Origin of the sequence: Tessaracoccus massiliensis, from assembly GCF_000826065.2 — a bacterium.
Lineage (GTDB): Bacteria > Actinomycetota > Actinomycetes > Propionibacteriales > Propionibacteriaceae > Arachnia > Arachnia massiliensis_A.
The window spans coordinates 620,771-637,939 of the sequence record NZ_LN623543.1; the positions used below are offsets into that span (position 1 = coordinate 620,771).

Here is a 17,169-nt window from a genome sequence, read left to right on the forward strand (position 1 = left end):
ATAGTCTGTCCCCCATGTGGGCGGCGTTGGAGGGCTTCGCGACGATCGCGGTCGTCGTGGCGGTGGGCTACCTGCTCGCCCGCACCCGCGTCGTCGGCGGATCCGCGCAGAAGTCGCTGGGAGATGTGGCCTTCTACGTGGGCCAGCCCGCGCTGGTGCTGGTGGCGGTGGCCGGAGCGGATCTCGACCTGCTGGTCGGCCCGCACGTGGCCGCGTTCGCTCTCGCGTGCATCCTCACCGGCCTGGCCTTCGGTTTCCTGCTGGTCCGACGGGGGCGCACCCGGGCGGAGGCCGCGCTCGGCTACCTATCCGTCAGCTACGTCAACGCCGGCAACCTCGGCATGCCCATCGCCGCGTTCATGCTGGGCGACGCCGCCTGGGCCGCCCCCGCGATGCTCGTCCAGGTGTTGCTGCTGCAGCCCTCGGCCGTGGCCGTGCTGGAATCCAGCCCCGCGGACCGCGGCCATTCCGTGGCGCGCAGCTTCCTCACCCACCCACTGGTCTGGGGCGCCGCTCTCGGGCTCGCGCTCAACCTCACGGACTGGCAGCCCCCGTCCGTCCTGTGGTCCCCCATGACGCTCCTCTCGGAACTGGCCATCCCCGCGATGCTGCTGGCCTTCGGCATGTCGCTGCATTCCAACCCGCTTCCGCGGTTGTCCCGGCTGCCACGGCTGACCCTCGCCGCGATCGCGACCAAGTCACTCCTGGTGCCCGCCGTCACTCTCGGCCTCGCGGTGCTGCTGGGGCTGACGGGCACGCCACTGCGCGCCGCCGTCATCCTGGCCGCCCTCCCCACCGCCCAGGTCGTCTTCGTGCATGCGTTGCGCTACCGCACCGCCTTGTCGCTGGTCCAGGCGACCACCCTGTGGAGCACGCTGCTCAGCGTGCCGGTGATCATCGCGGCGGGGGCGTTTTTGCATTGAGCAGGTACACTGGCCTCGCCTCACCCCCTCTGTACACCCAGGAGCGCCGTGTTTGATCCCACCACCTGGGACATGCCCTTCGGCATCATCGTGGCCGCACTCTTCGTCATCGTGATGCTACGGGGCAACGCCACCTACCTCCTGGGGCGCGGCATCGCCGCCGGCGCCCGCCGCACGCGGGCAGCCAAGCTGATGGAGTCGAAGCACTACGCCACCGGAGCGAAGTGGCTCAACCGGTGGGGCGCGCCGGCCGTGTCCCTGTGCTTCCTGACCGTCGGGCTGCAGACCATGGTGCTGCTCGCGGCCGGCATCACCCGCATGCCGCTGCGTCGCTACCTCCCCGCGGTGATCATCGGCTGCATCATGTGGGCGTTCCTGTACGGCACCGTGGGCATGATCGGCTTCCACGCCATCAGCCTGTTGTGGGGCAGGTCCCCGTGGCTGGTGCTCGCTCTGGGCGTGCTGATCGCGGGGCTGATCTTCTACGTGGTCCGCAAGCGCGACGACGCGCCCGCCACCGCCGCATAGGGCCGCACCATGACGCATCCGGGTGAGCGGCTCTCGTCCATCATGGACGCCGGTTTCTACGTCGACGGCGTGCGCATCGCCTCCCCCACCACCTTCGACCAGAGCTTCCGGATTCTCGACGAGCATGCGGAGGGCTTCGTCTGGATCGGTCTCTACCGGCCCAGCCATGCGGACATGACGCTGCTCGCCAGCGAGTTCCAGCTCAGTCCGCTGCTGGTGGAGGACACCATCACCGCGCACCAGCGCCCCAAGTTCGAGCGCTACGGCGAGACCCTGTTCCTTGTCCTGCGGGCGGCCCGCTACATCGACCGCACCGAGACGGTGGACTTCGGCGAGGTGCACGCCATCGTCGGGGACCGGTTCGTCGTGACGGTGCGCCACGCTGAGACCCCGGATCTCACCCCCGTGCGCCGCGAACTGGAATCCGCTCCTGAGACGCTCGCGATCGGCCCCAGCGTCGTGCTGGAGCGGCTGCTCGACCGGATCGTCGACGAGTACCGGCCCGTGGTCGCCGGCATCGAGAACGACATCGACGAGATCGAGACCCAGGTCTTCAGCGGCTCGGCGCGGGTGTCGCGCCGGATCTACGAGCTCTCACGGGAGGTCATGGACCTGCAGCGGGCCGTCCGCCCACTGAAGCCGATCATGGACGCCGTGCGCCGCGACCGTGTCTTCCTCATGGCGGGCGAGCCTCGCCGCCAGGAACTGCGCGACATCGAGGACCACGCCATCCACGTCACCGAGCACGTCGAGGTGCTGCGCGAGACCCTCAAGGGCGCGCTGGACCTCAACATGTCACTCCAGACGCAGCGCCAGAACGAAGAGGCCCGCACCATGACCGAGGCCAGCCTCCGGCAGGCCGAGGACTCCCGCCGCATCGCCGCCTGGGCCGGCGTGCTGTTCGTGCCCAGCCTGGTGACCGGCACCTACGGGATGAACTTCCGTAACATGCCCGAGTTGGACTGGCCCTGGGGCTACGGCTACGCGCTGGGCCTCATGGTGGTCACCGGCGTGGCCATGTACCTGATCTTCAAGTCGAAGAAATGGTTGTGAGCCGAGAACCACAGCAGCGACTGCGGAAGCACCCTGTACCCAGGTAGCAGACACGCTGCGGCCGCCCTTCGACGCCGCGCGGGGCGCGACGCTCAGGGACGAGGCCTCCATCGGAGACTGCAGAACCGAGCGATAGCCAGAGCGTCAGACAGCCGCCGGGATCAGAGCTTGCGGGCGGCGCCCTTGTCCGCCGACTGGGCGAGCATCCCGAAGATCTTCAGGGCCGTCGAGACCTTGCGGGGGCGCGGCTCCTTCGGCTCCCACCCCTCGGCGTCCCGGGCCGCGCGGCGGGCGGCGAGCGTCTCGTCGTCCACCTCGAGGCGCATGGAGCGCTCCGGGATCGAAATGGTGATCTTATCGCCGTTCTCCACCAGGCCGATGGCGCCGCCGCTGGCGGCCTCGGGTGAGACGTGGCCGATCGACAGGCCGGAGGAGCCGCCGGAGAAACGGCCGTCGGTGATCAGCGCGCACTGGGGGCCGAGGCCCAGCGCCTTCAGGTAGGACGTGGGGTACAGCATCTCCTGCATGCCGGGGCCGCCCTTGGGACCCTCGTAGCGCACGATGACGACGTCGCCGGGCTTGACCTTCTTGCCCAGGATGGTCTCGACGGCCTCCTCCTGGGATTCGGTCACGACCGCGGTGCCGGTGAAGGTCCACTGGTCCTCGGGCACTCCTGCGGTCTTGACGATCGCGCCGTCGGGTGCGAGGTTGCCGGTGAGCACGGCCAGGCCACCCTCCTCCGTGTAGGGGTGCTCGGTGGAGCGGATGCAGCCGTTCTCGCCGTCGGTGTCGAGGCTGTCCCACCGGTTGCTGGTGGAGAACGCCTCGGTGGTGCGCACGCCGCCGGGCGCGGCGTGGAACAGGTCGATGGCTTCGGGCTTGGCCTTGCCGCCGCGGATGTCCCAGTCGTCGAGCCACTGCTGCAGCGACCCGCTGTGCACGGAGGTGACGTTCTCGTCGAGCTTGCCGCCGCGGTGCAGTTCGCCCAGCAGCGCGGGGATGCCGCCGGCGCGGTGCACGTCCTCCATGTAGTAGCGCTCCGAGTTGGGGGCCACCTTGGCGAGGCAGGGGGTGACGCGCGAGATGGCGTCGATGTCCGACATGGTGAAGTCGACGCCGGCTTCCTGGGCGGCGGCCAACAGGTGCAGCACGGTATTGGTGGAGCCGCCCATGGCCACGTCGAGCTTCATCGCGTTCTCGAAGGCCGGCTTCTGGGCGATCGAGAGCGGCAGCACGGAGTCGTCGTCCTGGTCGTAGTACCGCTTGCACAGCTCGACGACGAGCCGGCCCGCCTCCTGGAACAGCTGCTTGCGCGCCGTCTGGGTGGCCAGCGTGGAGCCGTTGCCCGGCAGCGCCAGGCCGATGGCCTCGAGAAGGCAGTTCATGGAGTTGGCGGTGAACATCCCGGAGCAGGAGCCGCAGGTGGGGCAGGCGTTGGCCTCGATGCGGCCCAACTCGTCGTCGGAGACGTTCGGGTCGACGGCCCCCACCATCGCGTTGATGAGATCCAGCGATGTCTCGACGGTGCCGCCGTCCTTGATGATCGCCTTGCCCGCCTCCATGGGGCCGCCGGAGACGAACACGGTGGGCACGTTGAGGCGTAGCGCGGCGAGGAACATGCCCGGGGTGATCTTGTCGCAGTTGGAGATGCAGACCATGGCGTCTGCGCAGTGCGCGTTGACCATGTACTCCACCGAATCGGCGATCAGCTCACGGCTGGGCAGAGAGTAGAGCATGCCGTCGTGACCCATGGCGATGCCGTCGTCGACGGCGATGGTGTTGAACTCGCGGCCCACTCCCCCCGCCTCGGCGATGGATTCAGAGACCAGTTTGCCCATGTCGCGCAGGTGCACGTGGCCGGGCACGAACTGGGTGAAGGAGTTGACCACCGCGACGATCGGCTTGCCCCAGTCGCTGTCCGTGATGCCCGTGGCGCGCCAGAGCGCGCGGGCGCCGGCCATGTTGCGGCCGTGGGTGGAGGTGCGGGAGCGCAGAGCGGGCATGGATCTCTCCTTGGGGGATGGGACCCGTCCAGACTACCTCCGGCCGGGGAAATGACAGTCCCCGCCGCCGCAGGGTGGACACTGCGGCGGCGGGGACCGATCGTTGTCAGGCCAGTTCGATCCAGCGCGATTCCATCGGCTTGAGCTCCAGCTCGACGGTGTGTGCCTCTCCCTCGGCGGCCAGGCCACCGATGCGGCCCGAGACCGTGGCGGAGGCCGCCTCAGTGCGGTTGTTCATCACGAAGGCCTTGCCCGCGTTGGGGAACACCGCGATCTCGACGCCCGGATCCGACGGGATCCACTGGGAGTCGAACTGGTCCTCGCGGCCGGCGGCCCAGTAGATCGCGCGGTGCAGGAGACGGGCGTTGTCGAAGCTGTAGGGCAGGCCCGCGACGTAGACCGCACGACCCTCCCCGGCCTCCTTCGCGGCGACGTCGACCGACTTCTCGGTGAGGCGCAGGATCTGCGTGTCGTCGTTCAGCGCAAAGATGTCGCCGGCGCCCTCACCGACGTCGACCTTGGCATCGTCGGCCAGATCTGCGGTGATGAAGTGCTGCGGCTTCTCCACGGGGTAGCGGTCCGTCGACTGCGAGATGCCCAGTTCCTTGTCGACGCCGAAGACGTCGGACAGCTGGAAGAACGCGCCGTTGGCCAGCACCGCGGTGGGCTCACCCACGCCGATGAGGCCGCCGCCCTGGTGGACGAACTTGCGCAGCGCCACGGCGAGGTTCTCGTCGAGCCACTCCCTTCCGCCGGAGAAGGCGGTCTCGGCGGCACCCACGTTGAGGACGACGTCGAACTCGTCGAGCTTGCCCTCGCGGGCGTCGTCGAAGCTGATGAACTTCAGGTCGAACGGGAGGCCGGCGAGGGCCTCGATGACGCCGAGGTAGGAGTAGATCTGCTTGTACCAGAGCGCGTGGGCCACCATGTGAGTCATCCAGGTGCGCAGGCTGCCCCACGCGTTGAGGATGGCCACGCGGATGGGGGCGTTCTCCGGGCGCTGGCCCTGGCCCTCATCGTGGATGGAGCGGAACTCGTCGGCGATCTCCTCGATGCGTGCGATGAACTCCGGGAACTTCATCGCCAGCGACAGGTAGCCGCCGTAGCCGATCCGGTCGAGGGGCTTGCGGGCGATGGCGCGGCGGGCCAGCAGCCAGGATTCGTTGGCCTCACCCAGCGGGTCGCCGCCCTCGCGGAACACATCCGGGAAGAAGTAGGGCAGGAAGCGGCCCTCGGTGAACTTCACGCCGGGGATGTCGGAGATCATCCGGCAGGTGGCCGAGGAGCCCACGGAGCCGACGACGCCGTCGATGCCGGTGGAGGCGAACAGCTCGCCGTAGGGCTCGGTGCCCATCCAGTTGTCACCCAGGAACATGAGGGCTTCCTTGTCGAACTCGTGGACGATGTCGACCAGTTCCTTCACGCGCGAGCAGACGAACTTCGTCGTGAACTCGATCCAGTCCTTGAACACCGGCGACGGCACGCGGAAGGAGGAGTTGTAGTAGCCCTGATCGACGAAGTCCTCGGCGCGCAGCTTGTAGCCGTACTCCTTCTCGAAGGCCTCCATGGCGATGGGGTTGACGGAGGTGGAGTAGCCGAACCAGTCGACGTACTTCTCCTTGCCGAGATCGTTGAACACCAGCGTGAAGTGGTAGAAGAACGTGGTGAAGCGCACGACGTTGACCTCGGGGCGCTCCTCGCACCACTTGCGCAGCGAGGACTTCATGAACTCCCAGGCGACGGGGTGGCGGGCGTCGTAGCCGATCTCGCGCACGCGGGTCTCGTCGTCCCACCAGTTGTTGGTGATGTAGTTGTACATCTGGGTGGAGTCCCACACCTGCCAGGCGAGGAAGCTGACCGTGTAGACGTGGAACGGCGCGGGTTCGGTGATGGTCACGGTGACCTCGGCGCCTTCGCCCTCCACGGTCCAGCCGTCGACGGGGACGACTTCGCCGGTGGTGCGGTCGATGACCTCCCACCAACGCTGCACGTCGCCCTGATCCGGCTCAACCTGCAGCTTGTAGTAGCCCTTCATGATGTCGACGGCCAGCGGGCCTTCGGCCGGGGCCGCGACCCGCTCGCTCATCAGGTAGAAGCGGGGCCGAGCCTCGAGGTTGGCCGCAGCGAACTCCTGCTGGCCCCGGGCCGGGAAGTACGTCTCGTAGACCTTAACCCCGAGTTGGGGGGTGATCTCGGGCAGCCATGTGCCGTCGGAGTTGCGCACGGCATCGGCGCCCAGGCGGGCGAGGATGCCCGGTAGCTGGTCGTCCATGCCCTGTTCGATGGGGAGGGTCACGCGGCCCTTGGCGTTCATGCAATGTCCTTCGCGGAGATGAGGGTGAACCAGATGCGGCACCGATTTTCGCAGCAGGGTGAGCGTTTTGCACGTAGTGCGCACAGTGAATCGCTCACTTCGCTCACCGGTCAGTCGCCGGTGGAGATCGGCCTGTCCGTCCCACTGTACTGAGACCAGGATCCCGGATAGAGCCTCCCCTGCCCGAGGCCGGCGCGCTCCATCGCGATGAGGTTGTGACAGGCGGTGATGCCCGAGCCGCAGTAGGAGATCACCTCTCGCGCATCGTCGATGCCGGAGAAACGCTCACGCAGTTGGGCCGGGCTCAGGAAGCGCCCGGTCGCGTCCAGGTTCCCGGCCAGAGGGAAGTTGCGCGCGCCGGGGATGTGGCCGGCCCTGGCGTCGAGCGGCTCGGACTCGCCGCGGAAGCGCTCCCCTGCTCGCGCGTCGAGCACGGTCTCACCTGCTGCGGCCTCGTCGATCGTGGCCAGCGCCTCAGTCGGCCACGGCTGCACGGTGAAGGTGGCCCGCGTCGCGACGGGCGCCTCGGTGCTGAGGTCGTCGTCGTAGGCCTGGAGCCCGCCGTCCAAGAGCGCGGCGTCGCGGCCGAGCATGCGCAGCAACCACACGAGCCTGGCCGCCATCGCTCCCCCGGCGTCGTCGTATGCCACCACGGTGGTGTCGTCTCCGATGCCGACGGCGCCGAGGCCATCGGCGAAGCGCTGCGGGTCCGGCAGGGGGTGTCGGCCCCGATCGGCGGTTGGCGGGTCGGCCAGGACGTCGTCGATGGCGACGAAGACTGCACCGGGTAGATGCCCCGCGGCGTAGGCTTCAGCGCCGGAGCGCCCGTCGAGATAGTGGCGTACGTCCGCGAGCACCGCGTCGGGATGGCTCTTGAGCCAGTCGATGTCTACTACTGGAGGGATCACGCCTGCAGCGTAACGCCGAAGTCCGGCAGCATGCCGTTCTCCAGCCCCCACCGCACCGCCTGCGAGCGCCGCTCGACGCCGATCTTTCGGTAGGCGGAGCGAATGTAGGACTTGACCGAGTTGATGCTCAGGTAGCTGCGGGCAGCGATGTCCTGATTGGTGAGCCCCTTGGTGATCAGTACCAGCACTTCGGATTCGCGGGCCGTCAGGCCGAAGCCGGCGCCGGGCCACGTCAACTCCTCGGGCGTCGTCAGAGTGTGCCCCTCGCGCTGCGCACTCGGCTCCGAGATCACCACCTCGCCGCGCGCGACAGCCTCGAGCGACTCCACCAGTTGCGCCGCGGACAGCGACTTGTCCAGGAATCCGACGAAACCCTTCGCGATCATCTGGGCGGCGAGATCGGGGTGCATGCCCCAGGTGTAGATGACCACCCGCCCGGTGTTGGGGCAGGCGATGAGCCGCGAGAGGTCCTGATCGGTCACCTCGGGCTGGATGAAGGAATCGAACAGCGTGACGTCCACGGGACGGCTGACCTCCCCCCGCGGGCCCATGTCTACCCACTCGAGGCGCTCATGGTAGGGCTCGAGCATGCTGCGGAGGCCATGGGTGACGACCTCGCGGTCATTGAGCAGAGCGATGCGGGTGCGTCGTTGACGGGTCACGCGGTCACCATATACGCAGGGGGCAGCCTCATGGACGCAACCGCTCCAAATGAGCACTGGTACGCGCTTATCCCCACCCCTACGGGTGGAGCGCTGGCGGCTTCCAGCGCCTCCCGCGACTCCACCATGCCGTCCACCCGATGACGCCGGCCACGTACACGCCCAGCGCAACCCAGAAGACCCAGCCGAAGGCCTCACCCCGCACCGCGATGCGGCCCATCTCTCTCCCCGGCCACGTCACCTCACCCGAGACACCGACGTGGCCGGGGACACGTTCAGGCAGCGTGAACGCCTGGTAGACCATCAGCACCGCGTAGCCCGCGGTGGACGCCAAGAGGGCAGCCCGCCGGCCGAGAGGCCGGGCGGGCTGCCCTGGGACTGATCCTGCATCAGTGACGCAGATCAGCTGCAGCCGCTGGTGGAGCCGCAGCCCTCGCAGACGTAGCAGCTACCGGAGGGGCGCATCTTCGTGCCGCAGGTCATGCACAGCGGCGCGTCGACCGCGGCCACACCCATGGCCTCCATCAACTCCGCGGTGGTGTGCGCGTCGATGAGGGAAGGCTGACGGGCACCGTCGACGTTGAAGTCGTCGTACTCGTCGTTGCGCAACTGCTCGGCCTCCGGCATGCTCGCCTCGTCCTCCTCGGAGAGGTAGCTGCCGGTCTCGACGTAGCGCGCACGCTCCGAGGCGGTGTAGATGCCCAGCTCGGCACGGTCGTCGAACGTGAGGTAGTCCAGCGCCAGGCGGCGGAAGATGTAGTCCATGAAGGACTGCGCGATCCGGATGTCCGGGTCATCGGTCATGCCTGCGGGCTCGAACTTCAGGTTGGTGAACTTCTGCACGAAGCTCTCCAGCGGAACGCCGTACTGCAGGCCGATCGACACGGCGATCGAGAAGGCGTCCATCACGCCGGAGAGGGTGGAGCCCTGCTTGCCGAGCTTGAGGAACACCTCGCCGAGGCGGCCGTCCTCGTAGGCGCCCGAGGTCATGTAGCCCTCGGCACCGCTGACGGAGAAGCTCGTGGTGCGGGATGCGCGGGACTTGGGCAGGCGCGCACGCTTCGGGCGGTACTCGATACGCACCTCGGGCTCCGGCTGGGCCTTGACCGTGGTCTTGGCCTCCTTGCCGTCGGAGAGCGGCTGGCCCACCTTGCAGTTGTCGCGGTAGACGGCCAGCGCCTTGAGGCCGAGCTTCCAGCCCTGCAGGTAGACGTCTGCGATCTCCTCGACCGTGGCGGTCTCCGGCAGGTTGACCGTCTTCGAGATGGCGCCGGAGAGGAACGGCTGCACGGCGGCCATCATGCGCACGTGGCCCATCGGCTTGATGGCGCGGGTGCCCATCGCGGTGTCGAAGACCTCGTAGTGCTCCGCGGCGAGGCCGGGGGCCCCGATGACGTGGCCGTTGGAGCCGATGAACTCGACGATGGCGTCGATGTCCTCCGAGTTGTAGCCGAGCCGCTTGAGCGCGCGGGGGATGGTCTGGTTGACGATCTGCATGGAGCCGCCGCCGACGAGCTTCTTGAACTTGACCAGCGAGAAGTCCGGCTCCACACCGGTGGTGTCACAGTCCATCATGAAGCCGATGGTGCCGGTGGGCGCGAGCACGGAGGCCTGCGCGTTACGGAAGCCGTTCTTGGCGCCGAGCGTGACCACACGGTCCCATTCGCGGGTGGCGACGGTGTGAAGGTTACGGTCATCGGCGAGCACGCGCAGGTCGTCGTTGGCGGCCTGGTGCTTGCGCATGACGCGCTGGTGGGCCTCCTCGTTGGCGGCGTAGCCGTTGTACGGGCCGACAATGGCGGCCAGCTCAGCGGAGCGGCGGTAGGAGGCACCGGTCATGATCGACGTGATGGCTGCAGCGGTGGAGCGGCCGCCGTCGGTGTCGTAGCCCTTACCCATGGCCATCAGCAGCGCGCCGAGGTTGGCGTAGCCGATGCCCAACTGGCGGAAGTTGCGGGTGGTCTCACCGATGGACTCGGTGGGGAAATCTGCGAAGCAGATCGAGATGTCCATGGCGGTGATGATCAGTTCGACGGCCTTGACGAAGGTCTCGGCGTCGAAGGAGCCGTCCGCCTTGAGGAACTTCAGGAGGTTCAGCGAGGCCAGGTTGCACGACGAGTTGTCGAGGCTCATGTACTCCGAGCACGGGTTGGAGGCCGTGATGGGGCCGGTCTCGGGGTTGGTGTGCCAGTCGTTGATGGTGTCGTTGTACTGGATGCCGGGATCCGCGCATTCCCAGGCGGCCTGCGAGATCTTGCGGAACAGTTCCTTGGCGTCGACCTCCTCGATGACGGAGCCGTCACCGCGGGCGCGCAGGCCGAAGGTGTCCCCGTTCTCGACGGCGGTCATGAACTCGTCGCTGACGCGCACCGAGTTGTTGGCGTTCTGGTACTGGACCGAGGTGATGTCCTTGCCGCCGAGGTCCATGTCGAAGCCGGCGTCACGCAGGGCGCGGATCTTGTCCTCTTCGCGGGCCTTGGTCTCGACGAACTCCACGATGTCCGGGTGATCCACGTCGAGGACGACCATCTTGGCCGCCCGGCGCGTGGCGCCGCCCGATTTGATGGTGCCCGCCGAGGCGTCAGCGCCACGCATGAAGGACACGGGTCCTGACGCGGTGCCGCCGGAGCTCAGCAGTTCCTTGGAGGATCGGATCCGCGACAGGTTGAGGCCCGCGCCGGAGCCGCCCTTGAAGATGAAGCCCTCTTCCTTGTACCAGTTCAGGATGGAATCCATCGAGTCGTCGACCGAGAGGATGAAGCAGGCGCTGACCTGCTGCGGCGAAGGGGTGCCGACGTTGAACCACACGGGCGAGTTGAAGGAGAAGTACTGGTTCAGCAGCATCCACGTGAGCTCATGCTCGAAGATCTCCGCATCCTCGTCCGTGGCGAAGTAGCCGTAGTCCTTGCCTGCGGCGACATAGCGCCCCACCACTCGGTCGATCAGGGTGCGCAGCGAGTCCTCACGCGCGTCTGTGCCGACCGCACCACGGAAGTACTTGGTGGTCACGATGGTGGAGGCGTTGACGCTCCACGACGAGGGGAACTCCACGCCGTGCTGCTCGAAGACGGTCTCGCCGGTCTTCCAGTTGGTCTGCACCACGTCACGACGATCCCACTCCACCTCGTCGTACGGGTGCACGCCCTTCTTGGTGAAGATGCGCTCGATGACGAGGCCCTTGGGTGCTGAATCTGCTGACTTGCGGCGGGTGGCGCGCGCTGCGGTCGCGGTCATGGTCAAAATCCCTCTGATCTGGTGGTGGGTGTGCTGCTGAACTGAAAATGTGGAACTGGAGCTGTTAGCTGAGGAGCGGCTCTTGGGCAGTGAGGCGTTCGAACGCGGCTGCGCCGTCGTCGGCCGGCTGCTTGGCGGTCGCGCTGAGCCGCAGCGCATCGATCTCCCGTTGGAAATCGTCGACCGATTCGTAGTTCTTGTAGACGCTGGCGAAGCGGAGGTACGCGACGGAATCGAGTTCCTCCAGCGGGCCGAGGATGGCCACGCCGATCTGCTCGGCCGAGATCTCCGCCTGGCCGGAGGCCCGGAGGGACTCCTCCACCCGCTGCGCGAGCGCGGCGAGCTGCGCCTGGGTGACGGGGCGCCCCTTGCAGGCCTTGGACACCCCGCGCATCACCTTGTCCCTGCTGAAGGACTCGACGACACCGGAGCGCTTCACGACGGTGAGGATGATCTGTTCAATGGTGGTGAACTTGCGCTCGCACATGGGGCACAGGCGACGACGCCGGATGGCGGAGCCGTCTTCAGCCGCGCGTGAATCCGACACCTTGGTGTCACAGTGGCGGCAGAACGGGCAGTGCACTTTCGCGGGCCTTTCTCAGTGCGGTGAAGCGGGTGACCAACAGTGCCACACCAGAGGCAGAAACCACAACTTGTAGTGAAATGCCGACGGTGTAACCACTAGATGTAGCGTCACACTATGCCCGGGCGCCCTAGAAGGCAAGAGACACGCCGAATCACATCCGCGCGTCGTATGCCACCTCTGCCAGCGGCCGCTCAGGGGTGCGTGACGTGCGCCCAGGCCGGGTCCCCGGCCACATAGCCGAGGGAGGGATCCGGCGAAACGGCACCATCCACCAACTGCGCGGCCGACACCGCGCCACCCACCACGGCGAGGACGGCGACCACCGCCACCTTGGCCGCGAGCCAGGGCGTGCGGGGCTCGGGGCTGACGACGCTGCACGACGCGACCGGAGCCACACGGCCCGGGCGTGCGGGGCGCGACGGGCGCGCCTGCGGTAGCTGAAGTTCTGGACGTGCCGCCGGGGACGCGGTGACGACGCGCCGGCGCGGGGTGCCGACGACCTGGTAGCGAACTGCGCTCAACGTGGTCATGAGGTGACCTCTTTCATCCCTAGAACATCTGTTCGATTGACACCATAATCCATTTTTCGGCGTCAATCAAACATCCGTTCGACGTTGTCTCCATCGCCCCGGTTTTCCGGGACACGACCGACTCAACACGAGACCTCTGACATTTTTTCCGGGGCGTGTCGGGGCGAGGGTTCACACCCCACCCGGGCCACCTCATCGGCCGATCCGCGACACGCGCAGCCATATCGAACACACGTACCACGTTGGCGCTAGCATGGGGACATGGCTGACAACACGAACCGCCGCCCGCGCCGCGGCCGCCCCAGCAACGCAGAGATCGAAGCCCAACTGGCGAACCTCCCCGTCCCAGACGGGCCGGATTACGGGTTGACCCGCAGGCAGCTCGCGCTGGTGCACGTGATCAAGAACGCCATCGAGGACCTCGGCTACCCTCCCAGCATCCGCGAGGTGGCGGATCGTGCCGGCCTGGCCTCGACCTCGTCGGTCACCTACCAACTGCGCATGTTGGAGCAGAAGGGTCTCATCCGCCGTGACCCCAACCGTCCCCGCGCAGTGGTGTTGACGCTGCCGGAGGTCGACGAGAACGGCACCCCCCTGGATCCCTCGCAGACCTGGGACCCCCGCCCCTCGGCAGTCGCGGCGCCCGTGCTGGGCCGCATCGCTGCCGGCGGGCCCATCCTGGCCGAGGAGCACATCGAGGACGTCTTCGCCCTGCCCAAGCAGATCGTCGGCGACGGCGACCTCTTCCTCCTCGAGGTCAAGGGTGACTCGATGGTCGAGGCGGCCATCTGCGACGGAGACTGGGTGGTCGTGCGTCAGCAGAGCGACGCCACCAACGGCGACATCGTGGCGGCCCTCCTCGACGACGAGGCCACCGTCAAGACGTACAAGTTCCAGCAGGGCAAGGTGTGGCTGCTGCCGCACAACGAGCGTTACTCCCCCATCGACGGCACCCACGCCAAGGTCATGGGCAAGGTCGTCGCGGTGCTCCGCAAGGTCTGAGCCCGACAGCTCGAGCTCAGGCGTCCTCGCCGCGGAGCCGCCGGAGGGCTGAGACGGCAACGTCGCTGTCCGTGGTCGTCCAGAAGTCAGGCAGGGACGCGGTGAGGAAGGACCCGTAGCGTGCCGTGGCGAGCCTCGGGTCCAGCATCGCCACCACTCCCTTGTCCTCGGATCGCCGGATCAGCCTGCCGGCTCCCTGGGCAAGCAACAGCGCGGCATGGGCGGCGGCCACGCTCATGAACCCGTTGCCCCCGGCGTCGTCGACGGCCTTCTTGCGTGCCTGCATGAGCGGATCGTCCGGACGGGGGAAGGGAATCTTGTCGATGATGACCACCTGACATGCCTCCCCCGGCACATCGACCCCCTGCCAGAGCGACATGGTGCCGAACAGTGCCGTGGTGGGCTCCTCGAGGAACCTGCGGGTCAGTTCGGAGAGTTGCGCGTCGCCTTGGCACAGGACGGTGAGCTCCGGCAGTTCGCGGCGGCAGTACTCCGCGGCCTGCTCGGCGGCGCGGCGGGACGCGAACAGCCCCAACGCGCGCCCCTCCGCCGCCCACACCAGTTGCGCGATCTCTGCGAGTGTGTTCTCGTGCATGCCGTCCCGGCCGGGCGGGGGCAGCCTGCGGGCGACGTACAGGATCCCCTGCCTGCGGTAGTCAAACGGAGAGCCCACGTCGAGCCCACGCCAGGCGAACTGGTCCTCCGGCTCGTCGTCCAACCCGATGCGGTCCGCTGCGCGCAGGCCGACGGCGCCCGCCGCCGGTTCGAAGGCTCCGCCGAGCGTCAACGTGGCGGACGTCAGCACCGTGGGGCCCTGCCCGAAGACCTGTTCCCGCAACAACCCTGCGACGTTGAGCGGAGCCACGTAGGCGGTGCGGCCCATGATCTCGGATTCCGAGACCCAGACCACGTCGACGTCCTTGAGTGCGGCGATGCGATCGGCCACGTCGAAGACCTCCCGTACCGCCGCGGTGGCCTGTTGCGCCTCAGGATCGTCTGGCACCTTGCTGAGGGTGCTGGCCACCTTGCGCGACACGTCGCGGAGCGCGGCAGCGGCGTAGACGAGCGGCGCCGAGGATGCCGTGATGCGGGTCAGCTCAGACTCGTCGAGGGCCTCCCGGAAGGCGTCGGCCTGGTCGAGAAAGTCCACCCCCAGGTCGTCGTCGAGCCAGTTCAGCGCCCGGCGCGCGGCGCGTTCGATGATGCCGGGGGTCAGTTCGTCGGTGGCGGCGGTGGTGATCCGGCTCACCAACTCGTGCGCCTCGTCCACGATGAGCGCGCCGTGCTCCGGCAGCGCCGTGCCGCCGTGCATGGCGTTGATGGCCAGCAACGCATGGTTCGTGACCACGAGATCCGCCTCGCGGGCCACTTCCCGCGAGGCCTCCACGAAGCACTCCGCTCCGAACGGGCACGCGGCGACCCCCAGGCACTCGCGCGTGGGGATGGAGACCTGCTGCCAGCCGCGCGCCGTGTGGGTGGGCGCGTCATCGCGGTCCGCCAGGCCACCACGCGTGGCCTCCTCCTCAACCCATTCCCGCAGCGCCAGCACCTCTGCGCCGAGCCTGCTCACGTCGTCGGTCCGGGCCCGGGAGGCGGCTTCCGCCAGCGCGCTGGAGCCGATCAGCGAGTCCTGTTCGGCGTCGCCCCCGGCCCGTGCCCGGTACAGGCAGGCGTAGTTGGTGCGGCCCTTGAGGATGGCGGCCTTGGGCCGGTTCCCGGTGACCTCCTCAACGGCATCGAGCGCCGTGGGGATGTCCTTGGTGGCCAACTGGGCCTGGAGCGCCAACGTGGCGGTGGCCACGATGACCACCTCGTCTGTGTCGACGCACCGTGCCAACGCCGGAGCCAGGTAGCCGAGCGACTTGCCGGTACCCGTGCCGGCCTGCACCAGCAGGTGGGCCTCATCCTGAAAGGCGCTGGCCACCGCGTCCGCCATCGCCTGCTGACCGGGGCGCGCCTCACCGCCGATGTCGCCGATCGCGGCGGCGAGGATCTGGCTGTGATCAGTCACGGGCGAACTCGGCCAGCTCATCGGCCAGGTCCGGCGCGACGCGGACCTTGATCAACGTTCCCTCGCCGGTGTGTTCGAGGGATTCGATGACGGCGGTCTTGTGCACCTTGTCCACCAGATCCCCACGTTCATAGGGCACCATGGCCGTGATCTGCACCTCCGGCTGGGGCAGCCACTCCTCCAGCGCGTCCCGTAGCGCATCCACCCCGCGCCCGGTGCGGGCGGAGACCACCACCGAATCCGGGTGGTTGGCCCGCAACGCCATGATGGTCGCCGCATCTGCCGCGTCGGCCTTGTTGAGCACCAGCGACTCGGGCAGTGCCCCGGCCCCGATGTCTGACAAGACGGTGCGCACCGCCTTGATCTGGCCCTCCGGGTCCGCGTCGGAGGCGTCCACCACGTGCAGCAGGAGATCCGCCTGCGCGGATTCCTCCAGCGTTGAGCGGAACGCCTCCACCAGGTCATGTGGCAGGTGACGCACGAAGCCCACCGTGTCCGTCAGCGTGAACACGCGACCGTCATCTGTCTCAGAGCGACGGGTGGTGGGGTCGAGCGTGGCGAACAGCGCGTCCTCGACGAGCACCCCGGCGCCGGTGAGACGGTTGAGGAGCGAGGACTTGCCGGCGTTCGTGTAGCCAACGATGGCCACGGACGGCACCTCGTTGCGGCGGCGCTCCGCGCGCTTGGCCTCCCGCGTGGCGTCCATCTCACGCAGCTTGCGGCGCAGCTGGGAGATCCGGGTGTGGATCCGGCGCCGGTCCGTCTCGATGCGGGTCTCGCCGGGGCCTCGGCCACCGATACCCGCACCGCCAGCCACCCGGCCGCCGGCCTGGCGCGACAGATTTCCGCCCCAGCCACGCAGCCGCTGCTTGAGGTACTGCAGCTGCGCAAGCTCGACCTGGGCCTTGCCCTCGGCGCTCTTGGCATGCTGGGCGAAGATGTCGAGGATCAACGCGGTGCGGTCCACCACCTTGACCTTGATCCGGTCCTCCAGGTTGCGCAGCTGCGCCGGCTCGAGTTCACCGTCGCAGATCACGGTGTCTGCGCCGACGGCACGCACCGCCTCCGCAACCTCCTCCACCTTGCCCCGGCCGATGTAGGTGGCCGGATCCGGGTGTGAGCGACGCTGCACGAGCGCATCGAGCACTTCTGAGCCGGCGGTCTCGGCGAGCAGCTTCAGCTCAGCCATCGCGTTGTCCGCGTCCTGCTGGGTGCCGGTGGTCCAGACGCTGACGAGCACCACCTTCTCGAGGCGCAGTTCGCGGTACTCGACCTCCGTGATGTCTTCCAGCTCGGTGCGCAGCCCCGCGACACGGCGCAGCGAACGCCGGGCGGCCAGATCCTCCTGGTCACCGTCGTAGTCAGTCTCGTCGTCGTAGTCGAGCAGGTCGTCATCTAGTTCTGTCATCGTCTGC

General features: G+C 67.9%; 14 protein-coding genes. 4 read left to right on the top strand and 10 right to left on the bottom strand.

Going from position 1 to position 17,169, the window contains the following annotated elements; genetic code table 11:
- The first annotated feature begins 14 nt into the window (after positions 1-14).
- The 3 genes from BN1186_RS13490 to BN1186_RS13500 are packed head-to-tail and all read left to right on the top strand — an operon-like array spanning position 15 to position 2,504.
- Positions 15-923 (top strand): AEC family transporter, encoded by a 909-nt coding sequence (locus BN1186_RS13490; RefSeq protein WP_040284503.1) that lies wholly within the window; start codon positions 15-17, stop codon positions 921-923.
- A gap of 48 nt (positions 924-971) precedes the next feature.
- Positions 972-1,451, top strand: a complete 480-nt coding sequence (locus tag BN1186_RS13495; protein ID WP_218975483.1) for a DedA family protein — start codon at positions 972-974, stop codon at positions 1,449-1,451.
- Between the two features lie 9 nt (positions 1,452-1,460).
- Entirely contained in the window at positions 1,461-2,504 is a 1,044-nt protein-coding gene (locus tag BN1186_RS13500; protein ID WP_218975484.1) for a magnesium and cobalt transport protein CorA, read from the top strand.
- 161 nt (positions 2,505-2,665) lie between these two features.
- Here BN1186_RS13500 and ilvD read toward each other — a convergent pair whose 3' ends face one another.
- The 8 genes from ilvD to BN1186_RS13540 form a co-directional block, all read right to left on the bottom strand.
- The gene (gene ilvD / locus BN1186_RS13505; RefSeq protein ID WP_040284504.1) at positions 2,666-4,507 is read right to left on the bottom strand and encodes a dihydroxy-acid dehydratase; all 1,842 of its coding nucleotides are present in this window, start codon (positions 4,505-4,507) and stop codon (positions 2,666-2,668) included.
- A gap of 106 nt (positions 4,508-4,613) precedes the next feature.
- Positions 4,614-6,821 carry a 1,3-beta-galactosyl-N-acetylhexosamine phosphorylase gene (gene gnpA, locus BN1186_RS13510; RefSeq protein WP_040284505.1) on the bottom strand — a complete coding sequence of 736 codons (2,208 nt, stop codon included), beginning with the start codon at positions 6,819-6,821 and terminating at the stop codon, positions 4,614-4,616.
- Between the two features lie 110 nt (positions 6,822-6,931).
- The gene (locus tag BN1186_RS13515; protein ID WP_040284506.1) at positions 6,932-7,729 is read right to left on the bottom strand and encodes a sulfurtransferase; all 798 of its coding nucleotides are present in this window, start codon (positions 7,727-7,729) and stop codon (positions 6,932-6,934) included.
- Positions 7,726-8,391: a response regulator transcription factor gene (locus BN1186_RS13520; RefSeq protein ID WP_040284507.1), complete on the bottom strand. Its 666-nt coding sequence runs from the start codon at positions 8,389-8,391 to the stop codon at positions 7,726-7,728. Before BN1186_RS13520 ends, BN1186_RS13515 begins: the two co-directional genes overlap by 4 nt.
- A gap of 79 nt (positions 8,392-8,470) precedes the next feature.
- Entirely contained in the window at positions 8,471-8,725 is a 255-nt protein-coding gene (locus tag BN1186_RS13525) for a hypothetical protein (RefSeq protein WP_040284508.1), read from the bottom strand.
- Positions 8,726-8,793: 68 nt separating this feature from the next.
- Entirely contained in the window at positions 8,794-11,625 is a 2,832-nt protein-coding gene (locus tag BN1186_RS13530) for a vitamin B12-dependent ribonucleotide reductase (protein ID WP_040284509.1), read from the bottom strand.
- Positions 11,626-11,689: 64 nt separating this feature from the next.
- Positions 11,690-12,208, bottom strand: coding sequence for a transcriptional regulator NrdR (gene nrdR, locus BN1186_RS13535; protein WP_074437043.1), 519 nt, complete (start codon positions 12,206-12,208; stop codon positions 11,690-11,692).
- A 194-nt stretch (positions 12,209-12,402) separates the two neighbouring features.
- Positions 12,403-12,741 carry a hypothetical protein gene (locus BN1186_RS13540; protein ID WP_040284511.1) on the bottom strand — a complete coding sequence of 113 codons (339 nt, stop codon included), beginning with the start codon at positions 12,739-12,741 and terminating at the stop codon, positions 12,403-12,405.
- Between the two features lie 261 nt (positions 12,742-13,002).
- Between BN1186_RS13540 and lexA the strand changes: the two genes are divergently transcribed.
- Positions 13,003-13,743 carry a transcriptional repressor LexA gene (lexA, locus tag BN1186_RS13545; RefSeq protein ID WP_082031431.1) on the top strand — a complete coding sequence of 247 codons (741 nt, stop codon included), beginning with the start codon at positions 13,003-13,005 and terminating at the stop codon, positions 13,741-13,743.
- A gap of 16 nt (positions 13,744-13,759) precedes the next feature.
- Here the strand turns inward: lexA and BN1186_RS13550 are convergent, their stop codons facing one another.
- Both BN1186_RS13550 and hflX read right to left on the bottom strand, forming a co-directional pair.
- Positions 13,760-15,775 (bottom strand): ATP-dependent DNA helicase, encoded by a 2,016-nt coding sequence (locus tag BN1186_RS13550; RefSeq protein ID WP_052460170.1) that lies wholly within the window; start codon positions 15,773-15,775, stop codon positions 13,760-13,762.
- Entirely contained in the window at positions 15,747-17,162 is a 1,416-nt protein-coding gene (hflX, locus tag BN1186_RS13555; protein WP_040284512.1) for a GTPase HflX, read from the bottom strand. Before hflX ends, BN1186_RS13550 begins: the two co-directional genes overlap by 29 nt.
- Positions 17,163-17,169 lie beyond the last annotated feature (7 nt).